Here is a 26,426-nt window from a genome sequence, read left to right on the forward strand (position 1 = left end):
TCCAGAATGTTGATGCTTCGGCGGTGTGACATTTTACTTGGCCAGCAACATGAGGATGGATGTGTAGTCAGCCCGGATCCGTATCACGTCGTTTCGAGCAAGTCGACACATCCGGGCGGCGAAGCTTTATCGATGACCGCGAGGGCCATAGTCGCCTTGGCGACAAGTTCGAGTGGCCTGAGTCCCTGCTCGTAATGACCGTGAGTAATCCGGTCCATGCCTGCTCCAGCGAGCTTTGCGACGGTGCGCAGGCTCGCGTCCAGGGCAACACTGTCCAGCCGGCCGCCATGGAGGATGAGGTTGCGTTGGCGGTAGAGGCGATGAAACGATTCCGCGATCAGCTCCTTGATCGTCTGCCATTCCGGTTGCGGGTTCAGCAACAACTTTCTCATCCGTGCGACGGCTGCTTGATCCGCGACGGAGGGCATTACGGGCATGCGCTCTTCAAGGATCATTCTGGCCAGCACGCGCGACCGTTCCCGGTTTGCCTCGATGCCGGCCAGTTCTGCACACTCGGCGGGAAAAATGCGTTCTGCACGTCGGGATAGTGACGTAAGCTCCGCGCGCGGAAAGGAGCAGGTGACGAGCGTCGCCAGATTGTCCGCTGCCGAAGCCCTGTCGTTGGGATCGGCAAGCAGACCTTCGATCGCCCCCCAGCCTGCCGCGATCGCGGCAGGCGGCGAACTGTCTTCGAGGTGCGCAAGCAGTTCCAGTGCAGCGTCAACGTCCTGGCTTCCATCGCTTGCGAAAATGCGATCGCTTCGAAACAACTCGCTCACCGCAACGCCGCGCGAACCGGCTTTCGTGCGTTCCTGCAATGACGAGGCGATACGCTTGACCGATCCCTCGCTGAGATGCCCCTGTTTCATGACCGTGCATGCTTCGAACAGTTCGTCCATGGCGAGCACGGTGCCGATTCCCCGGAGTGGCCGGTACCAGCGTTTTTGTTCGGAGAAGAACTCGTACAAGCGTGCAAATGCGATCTGCTGATCTGGACTGACAAGGTTGAGCATGCGAATTACGATGACGGTCCGGTCAGCAGAGGCCAGCTACGTCTATGGCATCAGCGCGACCGCCTCGCAGAACAACCATGTTCTCGAGGAAGCCTGCCTAAATCGTTGACACCGGTGTCCAAAAAGCGGCGTGATACAGCCCGGCATTCTACGAAATCATTCACATCCGCCGTGACAAATGCGGCTTGCGCCGCGTGGTCCGTCCTGCGCGTTGCAGGTTCCGAAGCCGTGCCGCACGATGCTGCGCGCCACGGCTGCAATTCACTCCACACGGGCGATTCTTTCCCAGAACGGGCGTCAAGTTCCTCCCGAACTCGCTGATACTGGCTCCGCATCGCCGGACCTGCGGCCATGCTGCTCGATCAAGCAAACAAAGCCGATCGAGCGAGTGAAACAGTTGGTGATCCTGCTCATGCGAGCGAACGCAGTCGACCATCGCAAGGACGGCTCGCGCTCGTCTTTCACACTCACGCGCATCCTTGTTCAAATGAATCCGATCGACCTCATCGAAGAAACCATTGGCCTCGAAGGCGGCTATTCGAATCATCCCGACGACGCGGGCGGCGAAACCATGTGGGGCATCACCGAGGCGACCGCTCGCGCGTACGGCTATACCGGCCCGATGGACGAGATGCCGCGCGAAGTGGCCATCGACATCTATCTGCAAAGCTATTGGGAGGAACCGCATTTCGACGAGGTCAACGCCATCGACGAGGACATTGCCGGCAAGCTGTTCGACATCGGCGTGAACATGGGGCCTGCCACCGGCGTCCGGTTCCTGCAACGCGCGCTCAACGTGCTGAACGACCAGGAGTCCGCCTACGACGACATCTCGGCGGACGGACTCATCGGCCCGATGACGCTTGCCGCGATGCAGAGCTTCATCGATCAGCGCGGTAACGACGGTCGCCGCGTGCTGCTCGGCATGATCGCTGCCCAGCAGTCGGTGCGCTATGTGGAGATCGCGGAGGACGATCCGTCGCAGGAGAGCTTCGAGTACGGCTGGCAGTTGAACCGGGCGTTCAGCATCGCGGGCTAGGCGAGCCTCAAGCACCACACGGGGCCGCGTCGTATACGCGATTTTTACACGCCGTCTCCCACTCTTGTCGCGCCCTTTACGCGGCTTTCCCTAATCTCCCCTTGTCCCGATCGCAGTGATCGCACAAGGGGAGAACCACACAATGGACCTGTTTTACCTCGCCGGCATTGTCCTGTTCCTGGGATTCTGCATGGCGCTCGCAAGCGGCTGCGAACAGTTGCGCCGCCATCCGCCGGGAGGCCGCCCATGAACGGCTGGATGATCGCATTGGCTTCCGCCGCCACGCTGCTGCTTCTCGTCTACCTCGTGTACGCCCTGTTGCGCGCGGAGGAGCTCGAATGAACGCCAGCAGTCTCATGCAGACGGCGCTCTTCATCGCCGTGCTGATCGCGCTCGCGCTGCCGCTCGGGCGCTATATGTCGAACGTCTTCGAAGGCACGTCGGTCGTCGTGCGCAGGATAGGACGGCCGGTCGAGCAGGTGCTCTATCGCGTCGCGGGCATCGATCCCGAAGCGGAAATGTCCTGGAAGCACTATGCGCTCGCCGTGCTGCTCTTCAACGGGTTCGGTGCGCTGCTGCTGTACGCGATCCTGCGTCTGCAAGCGGTGCTGCCGCTCAATCCGCAGGGCATGGCCGGCATGACGCCCGACGCCGCCTTCAACACCGCCGTCAGCTTCGTCACCAACACGAACTGGCAGGACTACGGCGGCGAAAGCACGCTCGGCTATCTCGCGCAGATGCTTGGCCTGACCGTGCAGAACTTCCTCTCGGCGGCGACCGGCATCGCGGTGGTCATTGCGCTGGTGCGCGGCTTCAAGCGTCATGGCGCGCAGACCATCGGCAACTTCTGGGTCGATCTGACGCGCGCGACGCTCTATGTGCTGATGCCGCTCGCCGTGGTGTTGGCGCTGGTGTTCGTCAGCCAGGGCGCGATACAGAACTTCAGGCCGTATGCCAACGTGCCCACACTCCAGGTCACGACGTATCAGGCGCCGCGCCTCGACGCCCAAGGCAACCCGATCAAGGACGCGCAGGGCAAGCCGGAGATGCAGGATCAGCAAGCCAGCACGCAGACCCTCGCCATGGGTCCGGTGGCCTCGCAGGAAGCGATCAAGATGCTCGGCACCAACGGCGGCGGCTTCTTCAACGCCAACTCGGCGCATCCGTACGAGAATCCGACGCCGTTCTCCAACTTCCTCCAGATGCTCGCGATCCTGCTGATCCCCGCCGCGCTGTGCGTGACCTTCGGGCGCATGGTCGGCGATGGACGGCAGGGTCACGCGGTGCTCGCGGCGATGACCATCGCGCTCGCGGTGGCCTGCGTCGGCGAGATCTCGGCGGAGCAGGCGGGCAATCCGCTCGTGACGAAGCTGCACGTGGATGCCCACGCTTCGGCGCTGCAGCCGGGCGGCAACATGGAGGGCAAGGAGACGCGCCTCGGCATCGCGCAATCCGGCCTCTTCACCGTGGTCACCACGGCCGCCTCGTGCGGCGCGGTGAACACCATGCACGACTCGCTGACGCCGCTCGGCGGTCTCGTGCCGATGCTGCTGATCCAGCTCGGCGAGGTCATCTTCGGCGGCGTCGGCTCGGGTCTCTACGGGATGCTGGCGTTCGCGCTGCTGGCGGTGTTCGTCGCGGGGCTGATGATCGGCCGCACGCCCGAATACATCGGCAAGAAGATCGAGGCCTTCGACATGAAGATGGTCTCCATCGTGATCCTGCTCACGCCGATGCTGGTCCTCGCGGGCACCTCGGTCGCCGTGCTGGCCTCGGCGGGCAAGGCGGGGATAGCCAACCCGGGCGCGCACGGCTTCTCCGAAATCCTCTACGCGTTCAGCTCCGCCGCCAACAACAACGGCAGCGCGTTCGCGGGCCTGTCCGTCAACACGCCGTTCTACAACCAGATGCTCGCCGTCGCCATGTGGTTCGGCCGCTTCGGCACCATCGTGCCGATCCTGGCGATCGCCGGCTCGCTGGCCGCGAAGAAGCGTCTCGCTGCCAACGCCGGCACCTTGCCCACCCACGGACCGCTGTTCGTCGTGCTGCTGCTCGGCACGCTGCTGCTGGTCGGCGCGCTCACCTACGTACCCGCGCTCGCGCTGGGACCTGTGGTCGAGCATCTCGCCATGATCGCTGGACAATGATTTCGAGGACTGCATGAATCACGAAAAACAAGCGTCTGCGCATCTGCCGGGCAATCTCGGCCAGGCGCGCACGGCGGCACGCTCGATGTTCGATCCGGCGCTCGTCCGCCCCGCGGTCGTCGATGCCTTCAGGAAGCTCGCGCCGCGCACGCAGTTGCGCAATCCGGTGATGTTCTGTGTCTACGTCGGCAGCGTGCTCGCGACCATCCTGTGGATCGCCGCGCTCGCCGGTCAGGCCGAGGCGCCCGCCGGTTTCATCCTCGCCATTGCACTGTGGCTGTGGTTCACGGTGCTGTTCGCGAACTTCGCCGAAGCGCTGGCGGAAGGCCGCTCGAAGGCGCAGGCGGCCGCGCTGCGCCAGGCCAAGCACAACGTGATGGCGAAGAAGCTCAACGAGCCGCATCCGAAGTCGCCGATCCGCATCACCACGTCCACCGATCTGCGCCGCGACGACGTCGTGCTCGTCGAGGCCGGCGACGTGATCCCCGCCGACGGCGAAGTGATCGACGGTGTCGCGTCCGTCGACGAATCCGCCATCACCGGCGAATCCGCGCCGGTGATCCGCGAGTCGGGCGGCGACTTCTCGTCGGTGACGGGCGGCACGCGGGTGCTGTCGGACTGGATCGTGGTGCGGGTCTCGGTGAATCCGGGCGAGGCGTTTCTGGACCGCATGATCGCGATGGTCGAGGGCGCCAAGCGGCGCAAGACGCCGAATGAAATCGCGCTGACCATCCTGCTGGTGGCGTTGACGCTCGTGCTGCTGTTCGCGACCGCCACGCTGCTGCCGTTCTCGATGTTCGCCGTCGAAGCGGCGGGGCAGGGCCAGGTGGTCACGATCACCGTGCTGGTCGCGCTGCTCGTGTGCCTGATTCCGACGACCATCGGCGGGCTGCTGTCCGCCATCGGCGTGGCCGGCATGAGCCGCATGATGCAGGCGAACGTGATCGCGACCTCGGGGCGCGCGGTGGAAGCGGCGGGCGACGTCGACGTGCTGCTGCTCGACAAGACCGGCACGATCACGCTGGGCAACCGGCAGGCGTCGTCGTTCAGCGCGGCGCCCGGTATCGACGAACGCGATCTGGCCGATGCGGCGCAACTCGCCTCGCTCGCCGACGAGACGCCGGAGGGCCGCAGCATCGTCGTGCTGGCGAAGCAGCGTTTCGACATCCGCGCCCGGGACATGGCGGCGCTGCACGCGAACTTCCTGTCGTTCAGCGCGCAGACGCGCATGAGCGGCGTCGACCTGCCGGGCCGCGAGATTCGCAAGGGCGCGGCGACGGCGCTGAAACAGTACGTCGAGACGCGCGGCGGGCGCTTTCCGCAGGAAGTGCAGCACGCGGTCGACGAGATCGCGCGGCGCGGCGGCACGCCGCTCGTCGTGGCGGAGTGTGTGAACGGCAAAGCGCGCGCGCTCGGCGTGATCGAGCTGAAGGATATCGTCAAGGGCGGCATTCGCGAGCGCTTCGCGGAGCTGCGCAAGATGGGCATCAAGACGGTGATGGTGACGGGCGACAACCGGCTCACGGCAGCGGCGATCGCGGCCGAAGCAGGCGTCGACGACTTTCTCGCCGAAGCGACGCCCGAAGCCAAGCTCACGATCATTCGCGAGCATCAGGCGCAAGGCCGGCTCGTCGCGATGACCGGCGACGGCACCAACGACGCTCCCGCGCTCGCCCAGGCCGACGTCGCCGTGGCGATGAACACCGGCACCCAGGCGGCGAAGGAAGCCGGCAACATGGTCGATCTCGACTCCAACCCGACCAAGCTGATCGAGATCGTCGAGATCGGCAAGCAGATGCTGATGACGCGCGGCTCGCTGACCACGTTCTCCATCGCCAACGACGTCGCCAAGTACTTCGCGATCATCCCCGCCGCGTTCGCGACCACCTATCCGCAGTTGCGCGTGCTGGACGTGATGCATCTGGCGTCGCCGTCGTCGGCCATCTTGTCGGCGGTGATCTTCAACGCGCTGATCATCGTGTTCCTGATTCCGCTCGCGCTGAAGGGCGTCAAGTATCGCGCGCTCGGCGCGGCCGCGCTGTTGCGGCGCAATCTGCTCGTGTACGGGTTGGGCGGCATCGTGTTGCCGTTTCCGTTCATCAAGCTGATCGACATGGCGATCACCGCGCTCGGCTGGCACTGAGCCCATCTTTTCAAAGGCAGAATCATGATGAAAACTTCATTGCGTCCGATGCTCGTGCTGTTCGTCGCGCTGACGGTGCTGACGGGCGTGCTGTATCCGCTGGCGGTCACCGCGATCGGCCAGGCCGTGTTTCCGCATCAGGCCAACGGCAGCCTGATCGAGCGCGACGGCAAGGTGGTCGGCTCGGCGTTGATCGGGCAGCAGTTCGATGCGCCGCGCTACTTCTGGGGCCGTCTCTCGGCGACGACGCCGAATCCGTACAACGCGGGCAGCTCGGGCGGTTCGAACCTCGGGCCGACCAACCCCGCGCTCGTCGACGAAGTGAAGGCGCGCATCGCCGCATTGCAGGCCGCCGATCCGGACAATCAGGAGGCCGTGCCGGTGGATCTGGTGACGTCGTCGGCGAGCGGGCTCGATCCTGAAATCAGTCCGGCCGCCGCGGCGTATCAGGTGGCGCGAGTGGCCCGCGCGCGCGGCCTGCCGGTTGCACGGGTTGAGGCGCTGGTGGCGCAGGCCACGTCCGGACGTCAGTTCGGCTTGCTCGGGGAGCCGCGGGTGAATGTGCTTAAATTGAACCTGGCGCTGGACCAGCAAGCAGAACCGGCACGTACGAGCGGAACCTGAAGCGCCAGCCCACCCGAAACAGCGAATGCCCCGCCCAACTCCAGACGAGCTTCTCGACAAACTTCATCGCGAGGAAGAAAAACGCCAGCGTGGCCGGCTGAAGATCTTCTTCGGGGCGTCTGCGGGCGTCGGCAAGACCTTTGCGATGCTGCAGGCCGCGCGCCGGCGCCGCGACGAAGGCGGCGAGGTGCTGGTGGGCGTGGTCGAGACGCATGGACGCAAGGAAACGCTCGCGCTCGCGCAGGGGCTCGACAGCTTGCCGCCCGCGCGGATCGACTATCGCGGCCGCGTGCTCGCCGAGTTCGATCTCGACGCCGCGCTGCAGCGCAAGCCGCAACTGATTCTCGTCGACGAACTCGCGCACGCCAACGTGCAGGGCGCGCGCCATGTGAAGCGCTGGCAGGACGTGCAGGCGTTGCTGGATGCGGGCATCGATGTCTACACGACCGTCAACGTCCAGCATCTCGAAAGCCTCAACGACATCGTCGGGCGGATTACCGGCATCCGGGTCCGCGAGACGATCCCCGACCGCATCTTCGACCTTGCCGACGAAGTCACGCTCGTCGATCTGCCGCCCGAAGAACTGCTCGACCGCCTGCGCGATGGCAAGGTCTACGTGCCGCAGCAGGCCGCGCATGCCGTGCGCAACTTCTTTCGCAAGGGCAACCTGATCGCGCTGCGCGAACTGGCCTTGCGCCGCACCGCGGACCGCGTCGATGCGCAGATGCGCGAGTATCGTGCCGACCAGTCCATCGAGCACATCTGGCGGGCGCGCGAGCGGCTGATTGCATGCATCGGGCCGGGACCGGAGAGCGCGACGCTGGTACGCGCGGCGGCGCGTCTCGCTGCGGCGCTGAAGGCGGACTGGCTCGCCGTCTATGTCGAGACGCCGAAGCTGCAGCGCCTCTCCGACGAACGCCGCACCCGCACGCTCGACGCGCTCAAGCTCGCGGCCGAACTCGGCGCGGAAACGGTCACGCTCGATGGCGCCGATGCCGCCGCGACGCTCATCGATTATGCGCGGCTGCGCAATGTCTCGAAGCTGGTCGCGGGGGCGTCGGCGGCGCGCGGCTGGCGGCGGCTCTTCGATGCCCCGGTGAGCGAGCGCATCCTCCAGCGCGGCCCGGATATCGACGTGACGCTGGTGGCGACTGGCGCCCGCGACGAACCGGGCGGCACGCAGGCGCCGCGTCCGGGCGCGCTCGCCGCGTGGCGCGACGGCGCGCACTCGCCGCCGCGCGCGTATGGCATCGCGCTCGCGATCGGCGCGGGCATCACGCTGCTGGCGGACCTGCTTGCCGCGCGTCAGTTCGCGATCACCAATCTCGTGATGCTCTACCTGCTCGGCGTGGTCTTCACGGCGGTGCGGCTCGGGCGCGGGCCGGGCGTGATGCTGTCGTTTCTCTCGGTCGCGGCCGTCGACTTCTTCTTCGTGCCGCCGCAACTGTCGTTCTCGGTCACGGACACACAGTATCTGCTGACCTTCGGCGTGATGCTGCTGACCTCGCTCACCATCAGTCATCTCACGTCGAGCCTCAGGCGCCAGGCGCGCATCGCGTCGCTGCGCGAGCGCAGGACCGGCGCCATGTATGCGATGACCAAGGAGTTGGGCGCCGCGTTGATGACCGGGCAGATCGTCGAGATCGGCGTGCGGCATGTCGCCGAGGTTTTCCAGGCGAAGGCCGCGATCCTGCTGCCCGACGCGGCGGACAAGGTGCGCCGGAACGTGGTCGAGGAGGGCGGCATCGGACTGGATGAAATCTCCCTCGATAGCGATGTCGCGCAATGGGTCTACGACCAGCAGCGTCCGGCGGGCCGCGGCACCGACACCTTGCCGGCAAGCCGTGCGCTGTATCTGCCGCTGAAGGCGCCGATGCGCACGCGCGGCGTGCTTGCGCTCGTCACCGGGCGCGAAGGCGAGTTCGCGGTGCCCGAGCAGCGCCGCATGATCGAGACCTTCGCGGCGCAGATCGCGCTTGCGCTCGAACGCGTGCATTACGTCGAGATCGCGCAGGATGCGCTCGTCAACATGGAATCGGAGCGGTTGCGCAACTCGCTGCTGTCGGCGATCTCGCATGACTTGCGCACGCCGCTGACGTCGATCGTCGGCTTCGCGTCCGTGCTGGAGGAACAGGCGCGCGAGGCGGGCGGCGGCAATCCGGAGACCTCGCGCGAACTGGTGCAGGCGATCCACGAGGAAGCGCTGCGCATGAGCGGACTCGTGATCAATCTGCTCGACATGGCGCGGCTGCAAGCCGGTTCGGTGCGGCTGAACCGGCAGTGGTCGATGCTCGAGGAAACCGTCGGCGCGGCGCTCGCCGCGTCGCGCCGCGTGCTCGCGGGCCGGGCGGTGCGCACCGACGTGCCGGCGGACTTGCCCTTGCTCGAACTCGATGCGGTGCTGATGGAACGGCTCTTCGCCAATCTGCTGGAGAACGCGGCGAAGTACACGCCGCCGGGCACGCCGGTGGCGATCGGCGCCGCGCTGGTCGAGGCGGATGATCAGGATGACGGGGGCAATGCGCGTGTCGTGCGCGTGCATCTCGACGACGACGGCCCGGGCGTGCCCGAGGCGCTGCGGGCGCGTCTGTTCGACAAGTTCACGCGCGGCGAGAAGGAATCGGCGCAGGCGGGAATCGGGCTGGGCCTTGCTATCTGCCGTGCGATCGTCGAGGCGCACGGCGGGAAGATCGGCGTCGAGAATCGGCGGGACGGCGAAGGCCGCGTGTCGGGCGCGCGCTTCTGGTTCACGCTGCCGGTGAGCGACGCTGCACCGCTGGACGTGCCCGATCATGTGCCCGATGACATCCCGCCCGGTGAACCTTCTTCGCGGGAAGCGTAGGGCTTGGGTCCACAGCGCTTTATGATGTGCGCTCGATCCACGAAAGATGACCGGCCATGAGCGAATCCCAACCCACGTTGAGCGGCACGCGCGTGCAGCTCCGGCCACTGCGGCGCGAAGACCGCGCCGCTCTGCTCGCGGCCGCCGCCGACGGCGAACTGTGGAATCTGCGCGTGACGGTGGTGCCGAACGAGGACACCATCGACCGCATGATCGACACCGTCTTCGCGGACCGCGACGCCGGCACGGTCATGCCCTTCGTGATCGTGCGGCGTGAGGATGGACGCGTTGTCGGCAGCACGCGCTTCTGGAAGATCGACCGCGTCAACCGCAAGTGCGAAATCGGCAGCACATGGCTGGCGGCCTCGGCGCAGCGCACCGGCATCAATATCGAGGCGAAGCTGCTGATGCTCACGCATGCGTTCGAGGTCATGCATTGCGTGCGGGTGCAGTTCACGACCGACGAGCTCAACGAGAAATCCCGCGCCGCCATTCTCGGCATCGGCGCGCAGATGGAAGGGATCGTGCGTCACGAGCGCATCATGCCGGATGGCCGCAAGCGCAATTCAGTGCGCTTTTCGATCATCGATGACGAATGGCCCGGCGTGAAGGCGATGCTCGAAGCGAGGCTCAGGCGGACGGCCTGATCGCTGCGTTGTGCTGCCGCCGTGCTGCACCGCATTTCTGTCCCGCTACAATCAAACCAGACACCGGACACACGGCCCGGGACGGAGGCTTCGCACATGGATTTGATCATTCGCCGCGCGGCGCTCGCAGGAGCGCGCGAACTCGTCGATATCGGCATGGATGCCGGGCGTATCGCCGCCATCGAGCCGCATCTCTCCGCCGCCGCGCGCGAGGAAATCGATGCTGCCGGTGCGCTCGTCACGCCGCCTTTCGTCGATGCGCACTTCCACATGGACGCCACGCTGTCCTATGGCCTGCCGCGCGTGAATGCATCGGGCACGCTGCTCGAAGGCATCGCGCTGTGGGGCGAACTGAAGCCCGATCTCACGCAGGAAGCGCTCGTCGAACGGGCGCTGCAATACTGCGATTGGGCCGTGGCGCGCGGGCTGCTCGCCATTCGCTCGCACGTGGATGTATGCGACCCGCGCCTGCTGGCGGTCGAGGCGCTGCTCGAAGTGAAGCGGCGCGTGAAGCCCTATCTCGACCTGCAACTCGTCGCGTTCCCGCAGGACGGCGTGTTGCGCAGCGCCGGCGCTTTCGACAACCTGAAGCGTGCGATCGCGCTGGGTGTCGATGTGGTTGGCGGCATTCCGCATTTCGAGCGCACGATGGCGGACGGCGCCGCATCGGTGAAGCTGCTGTGCGAATTCGCGGCTGAACAGGGCTTGCGCGTTGACATGCATTGCGACGAGTCGGACGATCCGATGTCGCGCCATATCGAAACCCTGGCCGCCGAGACGCACCGGCTGGGCTTGCAAGGACGCGTGACGGGTTCGCATCTGACCTCGATGCACTCGATGGACAACTACTACGTGAGCAAGCTGATCCCGCTGATGCGCGAATCCGGCGTGGCGGCGATTGCCAATCCGCTCATCAACATCACGCTCCAGGGACGCGCCGATACCTATCCGAAGCGGCGCGGCATGACGCGCGTGCCGGAGTTGATGGCGGCGGGCGTCACGGTTGCGTTCGGCCACGATTGCGTGATGGATCCGTGGTACAGCCTCGGCTCGGGCGACATGCTCGAAGTCGCGCACATGGGGCTGCACGTGGCGCAAATGACGGGCGTCGAGGCGATGCGCGCCTGCTTCGAGGCCGTCACGGTCAATCCGGCGCGCATCCTCGGGCTGGAGGGCTATGGGATCGAAGTGGGCTGTCACGCGGACTGCGTGGTGCTCGATGCGCGCGATCCGATCGAGGCCATACGCCTGCGCGCGGCCCGCACGGCCGTGGTGCGAAGAGGGAAGGTGGTGAGCCGCAGTCCCGCCGTGCGCGCGGCGCTGGCTTTGGAAGGCCGGCCCGGTGAAGTGGACTTTCGCATCAGCAGATAACAAAACGCCGGCATCCATGGGATGCCGGCGTCTCGAGCCGTGCGAGTCAGCGTGCTATCAATGCACCGCTTGTCCCGACATGCCGTTATGCCGCAGCAACGCATCGATGTCCGGCTCGCGGCCGCGGAACGCCTTGAACGATTCCATTGCAGGGCGGCTGCCGCCCACTTCCAGAATCTCCCGGCGATAGCGCATGCCCGTTTGCCCGTCCAGCACCGAACCGCTGCCGAGCTTCGCGGCTTCCTCGAACGCGGCGTACGCGTCGGCGGACAGCACTTCGGCCCACTTGTAGCTGTAGTAGCCCGCCGCGTACCCGCCCGCGAAGATATGGCTGAAGGTGTTCGGCCAGCGCGAGAACGGCGCCTGCGGAATCACGTGGAACTGCTCGTTGATCGCGCGAGCAAGGTCGTTCACGTTCTGCGTGCCGTTGGCCGGATCGTAGGACGTGTGCAGCACCATGTCGAACATCGAGAAGACGATCTGGCGCAGGGTGCCCAGTCCGCTCTGGAAGTTCTTCGCGGCGAGCATCTTGTCGAAGAGATCGCGCGGCAGCGGCGCGCCGGTGTCCACGTGGGCGGACATGTCGGTAAGCACGTCCCACTCCCAGCAGAAGTTCTCCATGAACTGCGACGGCAGTTCGACCGCATCCCACTCGACGCCGTTGATGCCCGACACGCCCAGCTCGTCGATGCGCGTCAGCATGTGATGCAGGCCGTGGCCGAACTCGTGGAACAGCGTGATGACTTCGTCGTGCGTGAAGCAGGCGGGCTTGCCGCCCACGGGCGCCGAGAAGTTGCAGGTGAGATACGCCACCGGTGTCTGCACGCCGCCCTGGACGCGCTTGTGACGCGAGCGGGCGTCGTCCATCCAGGCGCCGCCGCGCTTGCCTTCGCGCGCGTAGAGATCCAGATAGAACTGTGCGACCAGTGTGCCGTCCGCATTCTCGACGCGGAAGAAGCGCACGTCGGGGTTCCACACGGCGGCTTCATCGCGGCGGATCGACACGTTGAAAAGCGTCTCAGTGACCTTGAACAGACCCTTCAGCACGGCTTCCTGCGGGAAGTATTGCTTGACCTCGTTTTCCGAGAACGAGTAACGCTTCTGGCGCAGCTTCTCGGCTGCGTAGGCGACGTCCCACGGCTGCAACTCGGGCATGCCGAGCTCGGTCGCGGCGAAGGCGCGCAGTTCCATCCAGTCGTTTTCGGCGTAGGGACGCGCGCGGGTGGCGAGGTCTTCGAGGAACGCGATCACCTGCGCCGGCGATTCGGCCATTTTCGGGGCCAGCGACACTTCAGCGAAGTTCTGATAGCCGAGCGTCTTCGCTTCCTCGTCGCGCAGGGCGAGGTTCTCGACCATGTTCGCCGTGTTGTCCCACTCGGCCTTGCCGCCGCCGTAGGTTTCACCGAGTTCGGATGCCCGCGTGACGTAGGCGCGGTACATCGCTTCACGCATCGGACGATGCTCGGCGTATTGCAGCACCGGGAAATACGACGGGAAATGCAGCGTGAATTTCCAGCCGTCCTTGCCGTCGCGCTGGGCCGCTTCGCGCGCGCCTTCGATCACGTCGTCGGGCAGGCCGGCGAGATCGCTTTCCTGCGTGACGACATACGAGTAGGCGTTGGTGGCGTCGAGTACGTGATCGGAGAACGCCTTCGAGAGCGCCGCCTGTTCTTCCTGCAACTGCGCGAAGCGCGGCTTGCGGTCTTCGGGCAATTCGGCGCCGGACAGACGGAAGTCGCGCAGCGAGTTGTTGAGGATTTTCTTGCGCTCGGCGCTCAGGCCCGCGAATTCCGGACCGGCGGCGATGGCCTTGTATTTCTCGTACAGCGCGAGGTTCTGGCCGACGCTCGCGGAAAATTCGGTCACGCGCGGCAGGTTTTCGGCATGGGCGGCGCGCAGTTCCGGGGTATCGGCGACGGCGTTCAGATGGCCGATGACGCCCCACGCGCGCGACAGCTTTTCCGATTCCAGTTCGACCGCCTCGACGACGTCCGTCCAGGTAGCGGGCGTGTCCGGCGCGGCCGCCCGATCCACGGCGCTTCGTGCCGCCGCCAGCAGGACATCCAGCGCGGGCGTGACGTGTTCGGGACGGATCTCGCCGAAACGCGGCAGATCGGAGAAATCGAGCAGCGGATTGGCCGCTGCCGGGGTGGACGTGGTGTCGCTCATGGCTCTCCCGTTCTGGTGTTGGGTGAAGCCCCGGCGGGACAGCGCGCCCGGCGCCGGGTTCTCTCAAGGATTATTGGGGCGGGCGGGGCAAATTCCAATCGATAGTTTTTTCAGGATGCGAGATTGTTTCAAACCCGGTCTGAGCTACGGGTTCAGCCCTGCGCCGCGCGCTCCGCTGCTTCGATGGTATTGACGAGCAGCATCGTGATGGTCATCGGGCCGACGCCGCCCGGCACCGGCGTGATGTAGCCGGCCACTTCCTTCACGCGGGCGAAATCGACGTCGCCGCACAGCTTGCCTTCGTCGTTGCGGTTCATGCCGACGTCGATCACCGTCGCGCCCGGCTTCACCATGTCGGCGGTCAGGATGTCGCGGCGGCCGACCGCGGCGACGATCACGTCCGCTTCGCGCGCGTGCTTCGCCAGATCGCGGGTCTTGCTGTGACAAATGGTGACAGTGGCGCCTGCTTCGAGCAGCAGCAGGGCCATGGGCTTGCCGACGATGTTCGAACGGCCGATCACAACGGCATTCGCGCCCGTCAGGTCGATGCCGTGCGCCTCGAACATTTTCATCACGCCGTAGGGCGTGCACGGGCGGAACAGCGGCTTGCCGGTCATCAGCGCGCCTGCGTTCGCGACGTGAAAGCCGTCGACGTCCTTTTCCGGGGCAATGGCCTCGATGACCTTGTGGCTGTCGATGTGCGCCGGAAGCGGCAATTGCACGAGGATGCCGTGGATGGCGGCATCGGCATTGAGCTTCGCGATGTGCGCGAGGAGTTCGGCTTCGGTGAGCGTCGCGGGAAAGCGGTCCATCACGGAATGAAGACCGTTGTCGTGGCACGCCTTCACCTTGTTGCGCACATAGACCTCGCTCGCGGGGTTGTCGCCCACCAGCACGACGGCGAGGCCCGGCTTGTGCCCGCGGGCGGAGAGAGCGGCGGCGCGCTGGGCGACTTCGGCGCGAAGGGTCTTGGAGAGGGCGTTGCCGTCGATGAGTTGGGCGGTCATGGTGAATCGTGTGGGATGAGCGAGGGGGCGGTGCGAGGAATCGAGTCGGGCCGGGGTGCGGATGCGGCTCGGTGTGGATCAGTGTGGTTCAGGTGTAAGTATACCGTGCCTCCATGGATGGGGTCACGGAGCACTGAATTCTTGCGAGTTCTGATGCATTTTCAAACATCGATTTGAAATGTTTTGTTTCCGCCCGGTTTTATGTTCACCCTGTTATTTCGGACGTTCAGTCATCTGGTAGTTTTCTGAAGACGATTTATAAAGAACAGATCGAGCGCATGCGCGCTATACATATCTGAGCGCGGACCTGAATTTCAGGGTGGTGAAGCAAGCGAAAATTCAGAGACCCTTATCCGGTCACTCGGCAACACGGCTTTGTATATCCAGCACAACGGGCTCTACTACCGGGTAATGTACAGCCGGTCAAATTCCCTGTTTCTCGTGAATCCATCGGCTGTCAGTGCTGAAACGGCCTTCTACAAACTGAGAGTTTCGAAAAGCGAATGGCGAGTTTTTGAACATCGGAGCGCTTGGGTCGACCGCGATTACTGAATCATCGCGCGTCGGCCTGTCCGACGCAGTATCGTCGAACAGAAAAAGACGTTTATATTGAGCCGCTTCAGAAGTATGGAGGCTTGGCCGACGTCGGCACCTGAAGTGCAAACTCGAACGGGATCCTCAACCCAGATGGCTGGCCAGGTTGATTGCAAGCCTGGCCTTGCCGTTTGCGGGAGCGTTGCGCTGCGCGCTGGGCGTTACGGTGTTACCGGCTGCCAGTCCGTCCCTGGTTTGGACAACGAAACCTTCGAAGCGGCCGCGGCCGATTTCACCCCGAGGTCTTTCTCGAGCAGTTGCCCATCCTCCTTCATGAGAAAACTCATCACCCCGGTCTGGCCATATCGGGCAGGGGTGGCGATCATTCCGGTGGCCCCCCCCTCACCCGTCAGGATGCGGTAGTGATACCCGTAATATCCATCCGCCGCGCTCGGCTTGTTCGGCATCGCCGCGGCCAGCGGGCCGAGCGGGCTCTCCGGTTCGCCCGGCGCCGTTTCCCAGTACAGACCGTCATGCTTGCCCGGCGTGCTGACGAAGCGGTCGGCGTAGCGCCCTTGCTTGTCGTGAAACTCCTTCTGCGCGGCGACATAGGCGAGCGCCACCTGCATCGCCGAACGCTCGTTGCGGCCGATGCGCCGCGTGAGCACTTCATCGCGCGCGGCGGGCATGTCGAAGCGCCAGCCATTGGCAACCTTCACGAGCGGGATCGGCAGCGTCCAGCCGCTGTTCCCGACTTCGATGTGCGCGGCGGGGCGGCCGTCGAGCGGCTGCGGGTCATCGACGATGCGATGCTGCTGCGCCCACGCGCCGAGATACGCATAGATATCCTGTTCGCCGATGCTGTCGGTAGGAACGTAGTGCGCGTGGTCCTTGCCGAGTACTGTCGAGAGCGCGCGTTCGTCGTTGCTGGCGATGGCGTCCGTCAGCGCCTGGGCCGCGGCCTCGGTGCTCGGATAGACAGCCTGCGATGCGGCTTGAGCGTGCGTCGTCGCGCTGAACGCGAAAGAGGCGAACGACGCGGCGAGCACGGCGCCAAGCAGGGCTTTTTTCGGTAAGGCAAAAGTGTGGATAGGGGTCATTTCAGGCTCCTTGAGCGGGCGTTCGCCGCATGCGCGGCGCGTAGGCAGGGATGGGGTCATCAACGGCGATGGAAACCTCCGCCGCCATGGAATCCACCGCCGCCGCCGAAGCCGCCCGGATGCTGTATTCCGCCACCACCGCCGCCCAGTCCGCCGCCTTCGTGCTGTATGCCGCCACCGCCGCTGCCGAGACCGCCGCCCTGGCGCTGCACGCCGCCACCGCCGCCGCCCAGACCGCCGCCTTGGCGCTGCACGCCGCCGCCGTTCGCGCCGGGCCGGCTTTGCGTCCGGTTTGCGTACGACTGCCGGCTCGCCTGACCGCGCTGCATGTCCTGCCGCGCGGCGTTGCCGTCGCCGGCGCCGCGCAGCGCATTGTCGCGGTTGACGCTCTGCGCGCGCTGCTGGAGGTCGCTGCGGTTGAGCGCATTCTGACCGCCGCCCTGGCGGATGCTCTGCGCGCGCTGGCTGGCCGTCTGATTGAGGTTCTGGCCGGTGCGCTGCTGCAGCGTCTGCGCAGCCTGCGCGCGTGCGTCCTCGCGGCCGCGGAACTGGCCGGCATTCGCGCCGAGGTTGCCGTTGTTGAAGCTGTTCTGCCGGCTGCCCAGGTTGTTGCGGTTGAACTGCGGATCGTTGCGATTCCAGCGCACGTTGTTGCTGTTCGCATTGATGCGGTTGTTCACGTTGATGTTGTTGTAGCGGTTCACGTTGACGTTGACGTCGCCGTGATTCCAGTCGCAGTTGCCCCACAGCGAATTGGCGACCGCGATGCCCGCGCCAAAGGCCAGGCCCGACACGAAGCCGGTCGCGATGGCGTAGCCGGGCGGGGGCGGCACGTAGACCGGCGGATAGGCCGGATAGGGCCACGCGCCGTAGACGACCGTCGGGTTGTAGGTCGGCACGTAGACCACCTGCGGATTGGCCGGCACGATTTCGATCCTGGTCGTGCTGACGGTGCTGGTGGTGCTCGGCGCCTGCTGCACCACGACGGTCTGCTGCTCGTTGCTCTTCAGGTTGCCCGCGCCTTGCGCCGCGCGCCGCAGACGCTGGACGGAGTCCATCACGTCGCTGGGCTGCGCGATGAACGCATTGCCGAGCTGCGCGGTCCAGTCGATTTTGGAAGCCAGGGTCGCGAGCGCCTGCGGGAAGGCCACCAGCGATTGCACGCTCGGATCCCATGGCTGGGATTGCACGGCGCGCACGGCATCGTCGCCCTTGAGGTTCGTGTTGGCCTTGGCCCACGCATCCGCGTCAGTGACTTGCGCGGGATAGGTCGACGCCATCAGCACCTGCGCCAGCAGGGCATCGGGATAGAGCGCGACCGGCGCGGTCAATGCATCGAGCTGCTGGCTGGAGAGCTTCTGCATGGAGCTTGCCGCGACGGGCTGCGGAGACGCCTGCGCCGGCACCTGAGCCGGCACCTGAGCCGGCACCTGAGCCGGCACCTGCGCCTGAGCCTGCGCATAGTACGGATGCAGATACTGGACCGCGACGGGCGCGGCGACCAGCGCCGCGCTGAGCGCTACGATGCGGACCGTGCGCTTGCGCGATGGCGAGCCGTTCGCCGGCGGATGGGAAGGATTGCGTTCCACGATCAGGTCCTCCGGTGCGCGATGCCCGCGACAGGTGAGGTAGAGGGAAGCAGGAGATGCTCGGCATCGGGCCCAGCGGCCGCGATGCCAAACGTTTGCTGGCCGAGCCAGGACGCGAGGGACGTCTTGTCGCGCATGACGTTGTCCGGTAGTTAAGGCCCGCAGACGTTACGTTCGGGCCCCAAGGTGTGTCAACGTGATTGAGGAAATATCACGTTTCACTGTTACGGACAACGCAATTCAGATCGGGGAAAGGGAGCGTGGAGGCGTGCCGGAACCGGCGCACCATGACAACGCGGCCGGCATGTCGATGCCGGCCGCGTGAGGGGAAGCGCGCGCTTACTGCTGCGGCTTGTTGGAGAGCGCGAGGCGCAGCAGGTCGGCGACGGTATTCACGGAGAGCTTCTCCATGATGTTCGCGCGATGCGCCTCGACGGTCTTGATGCTGATGCCGAGATCGTCGGCGATCTGCTTGTTGAGCCGCCCGGCGATGATGCGTTCCAGCACCTGATGCTCGCGCGCCGTGAGCTTGCCGAGCCGCTCGGCGGCGGCGCGCTGCTGCTGCACGCTGGTGCTTTCGCTGCGCGCCTTCTCGAGCATGCGCTCGACCAGCTTGCGCAGTTCGGCTTCGTCGAAAGGCTTCTCGATGAAATCCATCGCGCCTTTCTTCATGGTCGAAACGGCCATCGGCACGTCGCCGTGACCCGTCACGAAAATGATCGGCAGCAGCGAGTTTTCGGCGATCAGCTTTTCCTGCAGCTCGAGCCCCGTCATGCCGGCCATGCGCACGTCGAGGATCAGGCACGAGATCGCGCCGGAATGGGCGATCGGCAGGTACACGTCGAGGAAGGACTCGGCGCTCGAAAAGCACTGCACGCGATAGCCGTTTGCCTCGAGCAGCCAGCGCAAGGAATCGCGCACCGCTTCGTCATCATCCACGACGAAGACGGTTTCCTGAGTGGTGACTGTGCTCATAGTTCTCCCGTAACGGTTTGTTGTCTCGTATGTTCGTCTTGAGCGGATCCGTCCGTGCCCGAACCATCCACCTGGCCGATCGGCAGGCTGCAGTGGAAGGTCGCGCCGGTCACGTGACCGTCCGCCTCGACGTTGTTGACCACCCAAAGTCTTCCGCGATGCGATTCGATGATCGAGCGGCAGATATTCAGCCCCATGCCCATGCCGTCGGACTTGGTGCTGTAAAACGGTTCGAACAGGCGCTCGGCGGTGGCTTCGTCCACGCCCGGGCCCTGGTCGACCACGCTGATGCAGACAAAGCCGCCGTCCATGCGCTGCACGATGACGCGGATCACCGGATCGATGGCATGTGGTTTCGCATCATGCATCGCTTCCGCTGCGTTTTTCAACAGGTTCACCAACACTTGTTCGATCAAAACCGGATCAACGTAGATCACCGGCATGCGCGAGCGGATTTCCGTGACGATGCGGATCTTGCGTTTGCGCGCTTCGATCTCGGCGAGACCCACCGCATCCGCGACGATATCCGCGACGCGCGTGGCCTGGCGTTTCGGTTCCGAGCGCTTCACGAACTCGCGGATGCGCTTGATGATCATGCCTGCGCGGACCGCTTGCTGGGCGGTTTTTTCGAGCGCCGGCAGCAGCGTTTCCTGTGTCATGCGGCCGGATTTGACCAGCGCGACGCAACCCGAGCAGTAATTGTTGATGGCGGCGAGCGGCTGGTTCAGTTCGTGGGCGAGCGAGGACGCCATTTCGCCCATCGTCATCAGGCGGCTCGTGAACTGGAGCTTTTCCTCTTGCTGGTGCGCGAGTTCCTGCGCCTGCTTGCGCTGCGTGATGTCGGTGGCGATCTGCATCTGCGCGAGATGGCCGTCGACCCACTGGATGTACTGGCGGCGCACCTCGAACCATTTCTGGATGCCCTCGACATACACTTCCTGCGCGTCCGCCGAGCTTTCGGTGAGCGCGGTGGCGGGCAGGCCGGCGTAGGTGTCGACCATGTCGATGGTGTCCGACGAACTCTGCGAGGTGCCGTCGAACGCGGCGCCCGCGAGCTCCAGATGGCCGTCCGGCCGAATGCCGAACAGATGCCGGTAATAGCGGTTCGCGAACAGCAGTTCGGCTTCGTCGGCGGCGAGCACGGAGACGGCGGCGTCGAGGCTTTCGAGCACCGTGGTGAAGCGTTCGTGCGCCGCGGCGAGTTCCTCGCGGGCGCGCTTCGGCTCGGTGATGTCGGTCATCGACGACATCCAGCCGGTCTGGCGTCCAGAGCTGTCGATCAGCGGCGAAACGTACAGGCGCGCATGGAAGAACGAGCCGTCCTTGCGGCGCACGCGCAGCTCGAAGCCGGACGAGGGCGCCTTGCCGCGCAGGGTCATGTCGAGCTGGCGCTGCATTTCCGGATAGGCGTCGCGCGGCCAGTAGGGGAACGGCGCGTTCTTGCCGACCAGATCGCTTTCGTCCCAGCCCGTCATGCGGCAGAAAGCGGGATTCACGTGCGTGATGCGGCCGTGCATGTCGAGCACGCGCATGCCGATCAGCACGGAGTTTTCCATCGCGCGGCGGAAGAAGGCCTCGGCGTAGAGCGCCTGCTGCGCCTCGAAACGCTGGCGGGTGTGCTTCCAGAGACTCCACAGGCTCCACAGCACGAAGCACGACAGGCCGGCGACGAGCCACACCAGCGTGTTGTTGGTGAAGTTGGTGAGCTGCGGATACGAATAGACGCGCACCGACAAACCCTGGCCCGGCGGATCGAGCGGCAGGTCATAGAACATGTCGCGCGGCAGGCGCGGGCGGCTCGACGTGGTCGCGAGCTCGCGGTTGTTCAGGTCGGTGATGGAGATCTTGTACTTCGCCGACAGTTCGCTCGGAATGTCGTGCTTCAGGATGCCTTCGATCGAAAACACCGCGGCGATCGAGCCGAGAAACTCGCGGTCGCGGAAGACCGGCGTCTGCAGGGTGATGTAGCCATTGCCGAGGTCGTCGTACAGCAGCGGCGAATAGACCTGGCGGCGCGTGTTGCGGGCTTCGTCGAAGGCGGCCTGCACGGCCTCGTCCATCTGCGTTTCGTTGGGCTTCGCGAGGCGCGATCCGAGCAGCGGCAGCGGCGTATTGGGCCAGCGCGGCTTGTGCTCGCTGGTGTACCAGTTCATGTAGAGGATCTCGGGATGCCCCTGCATGATGTCGGTGGATGCGGTCTGGAAGTTCTGCGGATCGCCGTGACCGCCGGCGATGTCGCGCGCGAGCGCCTGGATCTGTTCCTGCGCGCCGGTCATCGACAGGCGGATCTGCTGCTGCGCCCACGCCACATTGCGATACAGCGTGTCTTCCTGCTGTTGCTGTTCGCGCCGGTTGAGGCTCCACAGGATCAGGCTCATCACGACCAGAAACACCAGGATCGAGATGAGCGGCGTGAGCAAATAGGAGTTCGACCACCACGGGCCGTGGTGCCAGCGGGTAGACGACGAGTCAGACGGCTTGCGCCCGCCCTTCGCCGAGCGTTTGATCAGCCGTTCGGTCAACATGCGTGCGATTGTAACGCAGCACCTGATTGTTAATTGGCGTAAAAAGACAGGGAAGACCGCCCAAACGCGGCAAAAGGAGGAGAAACGTCTGATAAAAAAAGCCTTACCGGACGGTGCATTGCAGCATTTTTTCGTATTATGAGATTAGCTCTCATGATTTGAAAAATTCCTTGCGTCTTGATCCAGACCCTCTTTAGAATTGCCGGCACGCGGCCGGGCCCGCTTTTTTACGGGCGCGCGCCAGTGGTTCAAGAGTGTTCCTCACATCAGGAGACGAGCATGTCCGCTGTACCCGACGAAGTTCTCAAATATGTCGCCAACGCCAAGGACGACGATCCCCAGGAAACCGCCGAATGGCTCGAGGCGCTCGACGGCGTGATTTCCGCGGTCGGCCCTGATCGCGCGCATTACCTGATCGAGAAACAAATCGAATTCGCTCGCGTGCATGGCGAGCACCTGCCGTTCTCGGCGAACACGCCGTACATCAACACGATCCCCGTCGCCTCGCAGTCGAAGATTCCGGGCGACCAGGACGTCGAACACCGGATTCGCTCGTACACACGCTGGAACGCCATCGCCATGGTGCTGCGCGCGGGCAAGGACACCAACGTCGGCGGCCACATCGCCTCGTTCGCGTCGGCCGCGACGCTCTATGACGTCGGCTTCAACCACTTCTGGCACGCACCGTCGAAAGATCACGGCGGCGACCTCGTGTTCGTGCAGGGCCACTCGTCGCCGGGCGTGTACTCGCGCGCGTTCCTGCTCGGCCGCCTGACCGAGAAGCAACTCAACAACTTCCGCCAGGAAGTGGGCGGCGAGGGCATCTCGTCGTATCCGCATCCGTGGCTGATGCCGGACTTCTGGCAGTTCCCGACCGTGTCGATGGGCCTCGGCCCGATCATGGCCATCTATCAGGCGCGCTTCATGAAGTACATGGCGGCGCGCGGCATCGCGAAGACCGAAGGCCGCAAGGTCTGGGCGTTCCTCGGCGACGGCGAGACGGACGAGCCGGAATCGCTCGGCGCGATCGGCATGGCCGGCCGCGAGCGTCTCGACAACCTCGTGTTCGTCATCAACTGCAACCTGCAGCGTCTGGACGGCCCGGTGCGCGGCAACGGCAAGATCATCCAGGAACTCGAAAGCGAGTTCCGCGGCGCCGGCTGGAACGTCATCAAGGTGATCTGGGGCAGCCGCTGGGATGCGCTGTTCGCACGCGACAAGACGGGCGCGCTGATGCGCCGCATGATGGACGTCGTCGACGGCGAGTACCAGACCTACAAGTCGGAGTCGGGCGCGTTCGTGCGCGAGCACTTCTTCAACACGCCGGAACTGAAGGCGCTGGTGTCCGACTGGTCCGATGAAGACATCTGGAACCTGAACCGCGGCGGCCACGACCCGCACAAGATCTACGCCGCCTTCGACGCCGCCACCAAGACGAAGGGCGCGCCGACCGTCATCCTCGCCAAGACCATCAAGGGCTATGGCATGGGCGAGCACGGCCAGGCGATGAACATCACGCACCAGCAGAAGAAGCTGCCGATCGACACGCTGAAGAAATTCCGCGACCAGTTCCGCCTGCCGCTGACCGACGAACAGATCGCCGACGTGCCGTACCTCACGTTCGAGGAAGGCTCGAAGGAACTGGAATACATGCGCCAGAAGCGCATGGACCTGGGCGGCTATCTGCCGGCGCGCCGCGAGAAGGCGGAATCGCTGCCGGTGCCGGCGCTCAGCGCGTTCGAGCCGCTGCTCAAGGGCACGGGCGAAGGCCGCGAAATCTCCACGACGATGGCCTTCGTGCGCGTGCTCAACATCCTGTTGAAGGACAAGGCCATCGGCAAGCGCATCGTGCCGATCGTGCCGGACGAGTCGCGTACCTTCGGCATGGAAGGCCTGTTCCGCCAGATCGGCATCTGGAATCAGGACGGCCAGAAGTACATTCCGGAAGACTCCGACCAGCTGATGTTCTACAAGGAATCGGAGACCGGCCAGATCCTGCAGGAAGGCATCAACGAAGCAGGGGGCATGTGTGACTGGATCGCAGCCGCGACGTCGTACTCGACGCACGGCGAGATCATGATCCCGTTCTACATCTTCTATTCGATGTTTGGCTTCCAGCGCATCGGCGACCTGGCCTGGGCCGCGGGCGACATGCGTTCGCGCGGCTTCCTGCTGGGCGGCACCGCGGGCCGCACGACGCTCAACGGCGAAGGCCTGCAGCACGAAGACGGCCACTCGCTGCTGTGGGCGGCGTCCGTCCCGAACTGCGTGAGCTACGACCCGACCTTCGGCTACGAACTCGCGGTCATCATGCAGGACGGCCTGCGCCGCATGGTCGCGGACCAGGAAGACGTGTACTACTACATCACGGTGATGAACGAGAACTACGAGCACCCGGCGATTCCGCAAGGTGACGCCGTGGCGGCCGACATCATCAAGGGCATGTACGCGTTCAGGAAGTCCGAGGCGCCGGCGAAGGCGCACGTCCAGCTGATGGGCGCGGGCACGATCTTCAATGAAGTGATCGCCGCCGCCGACCTGCTGAAGAACGACTGGGGCGTGTCCGCCGACCTGTGGAGCGTGCCGAGCTTCACCGAACTGGCCCGCGAAGGCCAGGCCATCGAGCGCTACAACCTGCTGCATCCGGCGGAAGAGAAGCGCGTGCCGCACGTGACCAAGCTGCTGACGGGCGCTAAGGGTCCGGTGATTGCATCGACCGACTACGTCCGGGCGCTGACGGACCAGATCCGCGCGTTCGTGCCGCAGAAGTTCGTGGTGCTCGGCACCGACGGCTACGGCCGCTCGGACACGCGCGAGGCGCTGCGCCACTTCTTCGAGGTCGACCGCTACTGGGTCACGCTGGCTGCGCTCAACGCGCTCGCCGACGAAGGCACGATCGAGCGCAAGGTCGTCGGCGAGGCGATCAAGAAGTACAACCTCGACCCGTCCAAACCCAACCCGATGACCGTCTAAAGGCATCGCCCCCGTGTGTTGTGACGTGGCCTCTTTCCGAAGCGGAGAGAGGCCGCGTGCAACCAGGAGACACTAATAATGAGTCAAGCGATCGAAGTCAAAGTGCCGGACATCGGCGATTTCAAGGACATTCCGGTGATCGAGGTTCTGGTCAAGCCGGGTGACACCGTCGAGGCCGAGCAGTCGCTCGTCACGCTCGAGTCCGACAAGGCGACGATGGACGTGCCCAGTTCCGCCGCCGGCACCGTCAAGGAAGTGAAGGTCAAGGTCGGCGACAACGTGTCGGAAGGCACGCTGATCGTCGTGCTGGAAGGCGGCGCCGCCGAAGCGCCGAAGAAGGAAGAAACGAAGCAGGAAGCGGCCGCCGCGCCGGCGCCCGCCGCCGCACCCGCCGCCGCTGGTTCGGGCGGTGGCGTGGTCGAAGTGAAGGTGCCGGACATCGGCGACTTCAAGGACATTCCGGTCATCGAGATCGCGGTCAAGGTCGGCGATACGGTCGAGAAGGAACAGTCGCTCGTCACGCTCGAATCCGACAAGGCCACGATGGACGTGCCGTCTCCTGCCGCGGGCACCGTCAAGGAACTGAAGGTCAAGATCGGCGACAACGTCTCCGAAGGCACGCTGATTCTCGTGCTCGAAGGCGGCGCAGGTGCATCGGCACCGGCCGCTGCGCCCGCTCCGGCCGCGAAGACCGAAGCGGCGCCGGACGCGCCGGCCAAACCGGCGCCCGCGAAGGAAGCGCCGTCCGCGCTCGCGCAGGCGCCCGTGATGCCTGCCGGCGACGGCACGCGTTCGTCGAGCCATGCATCGCCTTCGGTGCGCAAGTTCGCACGCGAACTCGGCGTGGACGTGGCGCGCGTGCGCGGCACGGGTCCGAAGGGCCGCATCACGCAGCAGGACATCACGAGCTTCGTGAAGGGCGTGATGTCGGGTCAGGGCGCGGCGCCCGCAGCGGCCGCTCCGGCCGGCGGCGGTGGCGGCGAACTCGGCCTGCTGCCGTGGCCGAAGGTCGATTTCACGAAGTTCGGCCCGGTCGATCCGAAGCCGCTGTCGCGCATCAAGAAGATCTCGGGCGCGAACCTGCATCGCAACTGGGTCATGATTCCGCACGTCACGAACAACGACGAAGCGGACATCACCGAGCTCGAAGAACTGCGCGTCAAGCTCAACAAGGAGCACGAGAAGGCCGGCGTGAAGTTCACGATGCTGGCGTTCGTCATCAAGGCCGTGGTGTCCGCACTCAAGAAGTTCCCGACCTTCAACGCCAGCCTCGACGGCGACAACCTTGTCTTCAAGCAGTACTACCACGTCGGTTTCGCGGCCGATACGCCGAACGGCCTCGTCGTTCCGGTGATCCGCGACGCCGACAAGAAGGGTCTCGTCGACATCGCGAAGGAAATGGCGGACCTGTCGAAGGCGGCGCGCGACGGCAAGCTCAAGCCCGACCAGATGCAGGGCGGCTGCTTCTCGATCTCGTCGCTGGGCGGCATCGGCGGAACCAACTTCACGCCGATCATCAACGCGCCCGAAGTCGCGATCCTCGGCCTGTCGCGCGGTCAGATGAAGCCCGTGTGGGACGGCAAGCAGTTCGTGCCGCGCCTCACGCTGCCGCTGTCGCTGTCGTATGACCATCGCGTCATCGACGGCGCCGAGGCCGCGCGCTTCAACGCGTACCTGTCGGCGATTCTGGGCGATTTCCGTCGCGTCATTCTTTGATCTTTTGATCGG

General features: G+C 65.0%; 17 protein-coding genes. 10 read left to right on the forward strand and 7 right to left on the reverse strand.

What is annotated here, in order from left to right:
• Window positions 1-83: 83 nt before the first annotated feature.
• On the reverse strand, window positions 84-1,013 hold the full coding sequence (locus QCE69_RS04570) for a hypothetical protein (protein ID WP_309929629.1): 930 nt from the start codon (window positions 1,011-1,013) through the stop codon (window positions 84-86).
• Window positions 1,014-1,500: 487 nt separating this feature from the next.
• Here QCE69_RS04570 and QCE69_RS04575 point away from each other — a divergent pair, with 487 nt between their 5' ends.
• The 8 genes from QCE69_RS04575 to QCE69_RS04610 all read left to right on the forward strand — a co-directional run bounded on the left by QCE69_RS04575 (window position 1,501) and on the right by QCE69_RS04610 (window position 11,826).
• Window positions 1,501-2,052 (forward strand): glycosyl hydrolase 108 family protein, encoded by a 552-nt coding sequence (locus QCE69_RS04575; RefSeq protein ID WP_309929631.1) that lies wholly within the window; start codon window positions 1,501-1,503, stop codon window positions 2,050-2,052.
• Window positions 2,053-2,298: 246 nt separating this feature from the next.
• Window positions 2,299-2,394, forward strand: coding sequence for a potassium-transporting ATPase subunit F (locus tag QCE69_RS04580; protein WP_309807913.1), 96 nt, complete (start codon window positions 2,299-2,301; stop codon window positions 2,392-2,394).
• Window positions 2,391-4,199: a potassium-transporting ATPase subunit KdpA gene (kdpA, locus tag QCE69_RS04585; RefSeq protein WP_309915023.1), complete on the forward strand. Its 1,809-nt coding sequence runs from the start codon at window positions 2,391-2,393 to the stop codon at window positions 4,197-4,199. The genes QCE69_RS04580 and kdpA overlap by 4 nt, the downstream gene beginning before the upstream one ends.
• Before the next feature lie 85 nt (window positions 4,200-4,284).
• A complete protein-coding gene (gene kdpB, locus QCE69_RS04590) occupies window positions 4,285-6,342 on the forward strand; it encodes a potassium-transporting ATPase subunit KdpB (protein WP_309919624.1) in 2,058 nt (685 codons plus the stop codon).
• Window positions 6,343-6,369: 27 nt separating this feature from the next.
• Entirely contained in the window at window positions 6,370-6,966 is a 597-nt protein-coding gene (gene kdpC, locus QCE69_RS04595) for a potassium-transporting ATPase subunit KdpC (protein ID WP_309931547.1), read from the forward strand.
• A gap of 25 nt (window positions 6,967-6,991) precedes the next feature.
• Window positions 6,992-9,808: a sensor histidine kinase KdpD gene (locus QCE69_RS04600; RefSeq protein ID WP_309915026.1), complete on the forward strand. Its 2,817-nt coding sequence runs from the start codon at window positions 6,992-6,994 to the stop codon at window positions 9,806-9,808.
• Window positions 9,809-9,864: 56 nt separating this feature from the next.
• Entirely contained in the window at window positions 9,865-10,455 is a 591-nt protein-coding gene (locus QCE69_RS04605) for a GNAT family N-acetyltransferase (protein ID WP_309929632.1), read from the forward strand.
• Between the two features lie 96 nt (window positions 10,456-10,551).
• The gene (locus QCE69_RS04610) at window positions 10,552-11,826 is read left to right on the forward strand and encodes an amidohydrolase family protein (RefSeq protein WP_309929634.1); all 1,275 of its coding nucleotides are present in this window, start codon (window positions 10,552-10,554) and stop codon (window positions 11,824-11,826) included.
• 57 nt (window positions 11,827-11,883) lie between these two features.
• Here the strand turns inward: QCE69_RS04610 and QCE69_RS04615 are convergent, their stop codons facing one another.
• From QCE69_RS04615 to fixL, 6 genes are all read right to left on the reverse strand, one after another.
• A complete protein-coding gene (locus tag QCE69_RS04615; RefSeq protein WP_309929637.1) occupies window positions 11,884-13,995 on the reverse strand; it encodes a M3 family metallopeptidase in 2,112 nt (703 codons plus the stop codon).
• 152 nt (window positions 13,996-14,147) lie between these two features.
• Entirely contained in the window at window positions 14,148-15,002 is an 855-nt protein-coding gene (folD, locus tag QCE69_RS04620) for a bifunctional methylenetetrahydrofolate dehydrogenase/methenyltetrahydrofolate cyclohydrolase FolD (protein WP_309929639.1), read from the reverse strand.
• Window positions 15,003-15,757: 755 nt separating this feature from the next.
• The gene (locus QCE69_RS04625; RefSeq protein ID WP_309915042.1) at window positions 15,758-16,636 is read right to left on the reverse strand and encodes a DUF2950 family protein; all 879 of its coding nucleotides are present in this window, start codon (window positions 16,634-16,636) and stop codon (window positions 15,758-15,760) included.
• Window positions 16,637-16,695: 59 nt separating this feature from the next.
• Window positions 16,696-18,066 carry a DUF3300 domain-containing protein gene (locus tag QCE69_RS04630; protein ID WP_409017846.1) on the reverse strand — a complete coding sequence of 457 codons (1,371 nt, stop codon included), beginning with the start codon at window positions 18,064-18,066 and terminating at the stop codon, window positions 16,696-16,698.
• Window positions 18,067-18,564: 498 nt separating this feature from the next.
• Window positions 18,565-19,200: an oxygen response regulator transcription factor FixJ gene (fixJ, locus tag QCE69_RS04635; protein ID WP_008350478.1), complete on the reverse strand. Its 636-nt coding sequence runs from the start codon at window positions 19,198-19,200 to the stop codon at window positions 18,565-18,567.
• Window positions 19,197-21,725 (reverse strand): oxygen sensor histidine kinase FixL, encoded by a 2,529-nt coding sequence (fixL, locus tag QCE69_RS04640; protein WP_309915045.1) that lies wholly within the window; start codon window positions 21,723-21,725, stop codon window positions 19,197-19,199. The genes fixJ and fixL overlap by 4 nt, the downstream gene beginning before the upstream one ends.
• Before the next feature lie 279 nt (window positions 21,726-22,004).
• On the opposite strand from fixL, the gene aceE reads away from it, so the two are divergent.
• Together aceE and aceF are read left to right on the forward strand one after the other, a co-directional pair.
• Window positions 22,005-24,698 (forward strand): pyruvate dehydrogenase (acetyl-transferring), homodimeric type, encoded by a 2,694-nt coding sequence (gene aceE / locus QCE69_RS04645; RefSeq protein WP_309929641.1) that lies wholly within the window; start codon window positions 22,005-22,007, stop codon window positions 24,696-24,698.
• Window positions 24,699-24,776: 78 nt separating this feature from the next.
• On the forward strand, window positions 24,777-26,414 hold the full coding sequence (gene aceF / locus QCE69_RS04650) for a dihydrolipoyllysine-residue acetyltransferase (RefSeq protein ID WP_309929642.1): 1,638 nt from the start codon (window positions 24,777-24,779) through the stop codon (window positions 26,412-26,414).
• The last annotated feature ends 12 nt before the right edge of the window (window positions 26,415-26,426 follow it).

Source organism: Caballeronia sp. LZ032 (assembly GCF_031451315.1).
Lineage (GTDB): Bacteria > Pseudomonadota > Gammaproteobacteria > Burkholderiales > Burkholderiaceae > Caballeronia.

Coding starts and splice junctions, on each gene's coding strand:
- aceE (WP_309929641.1), top strand. CDS start 22,005: ATGTCCGCTGTACCCGACGAAGTTCTCAAATATGTCGCCAACGCCAAG.
- QCE69_RS04605 (WP_309929632.1), top strand. CDS start 9,865: ATGAGCGAATCCCAACCCACGTTGAGCGGCACGCGCGTGCAGCTCCGG.
- kdpB (WP_309919624.1), top strand. CDS start 4,285: ATGTTCGATCCGGCGCTCGTCCGCCCCGCGGTCGTCGATGCCTTCAGG.
- fixJ (WP_008350478.1), bottom strand. CDS start 19,200: ATGAGCACAGTCACCACTCAGGAAACCGTCTTCGTCGTGGATGATGAC.
- QCE69_RS04610 (WP_309929634.1), top strand. CDS start 10,552: ATGGATTTGATCATTCGCCGCGCGGCGCTCGCAGGAGCGCGCGAACTC.
- QCE69_RS04580 (WP_309807913.1), top strand. CDS start 2,299: ATGAACGGCTGGATGATCGCATTGGCTTCCGCCGCCACGCTGCTGCTT.
- QCE69_RS04625 (WP_309915042.1), bottom strand. CDS start 16,636: ATGACCCCTATCCACACTTTTGCCTTACCGAAAAAAGCCCTGCTTGGC.
- fixL (WP_309915045.1), bottom strand. CDS start 21,725: ATGTTGACCGAACGGCTGATCAAACGCTCGGCGAAGGGCGGGCGCAAG.
- kdpC (WP_309931547.1), top strand. CDS start 6,370: ATGAAAACTTCATTGCGTCCGATGCTCGTGCTGTTCGTCGCGCTGACG.
- QCE69_RS04600 (WP_309915026.1), top strand. CDS start 6,992: ATGCCCCGCCCAACTCCAGACGAGCTTCTCGACAAACTTCATCGCGAG.
- folD (WP_309929639.1), bottom strand. CDS start 15,002: ATGACCGCCCAACTCATCGACGGCAACGCCCTCTCCAAGACCCTTCGC.
- QCE69_RS04615 (WP_309929637.1), bottom strand. CDS start 13,995: ATGAGCGACACCACGTCCACCCCGGCAGCGGCCAATCCGCTGCTCGAT.
- kdpA (WP_309915023.1), top strand. CDS start 2,391: ATGAACGCCAGCAGTCTCATGCAGACGGCGCTCTTCATCGCCGTGCTG.
- QCE69_RS04575 (WP_309929631.1), top strand. CDS start 1,501: ATGAATCCGATCGACCTCATCGAAGAAACCATTGGCCTCGAAGGCGGC.
- QCE69_RS04570 (WP_309929629.1), bottom strand. CDS start 1,013: ATGCTCAACCTTGTCAGTCCAGATCAGCAGATCGCATTTGCACGCTTG.
- aceF (WP_309929642.1), top strand. CDS start 24,777: ATGAGTCAAGCGATCGAAGTCAAAGTGCCGGACATCGGCGATTTCAAG.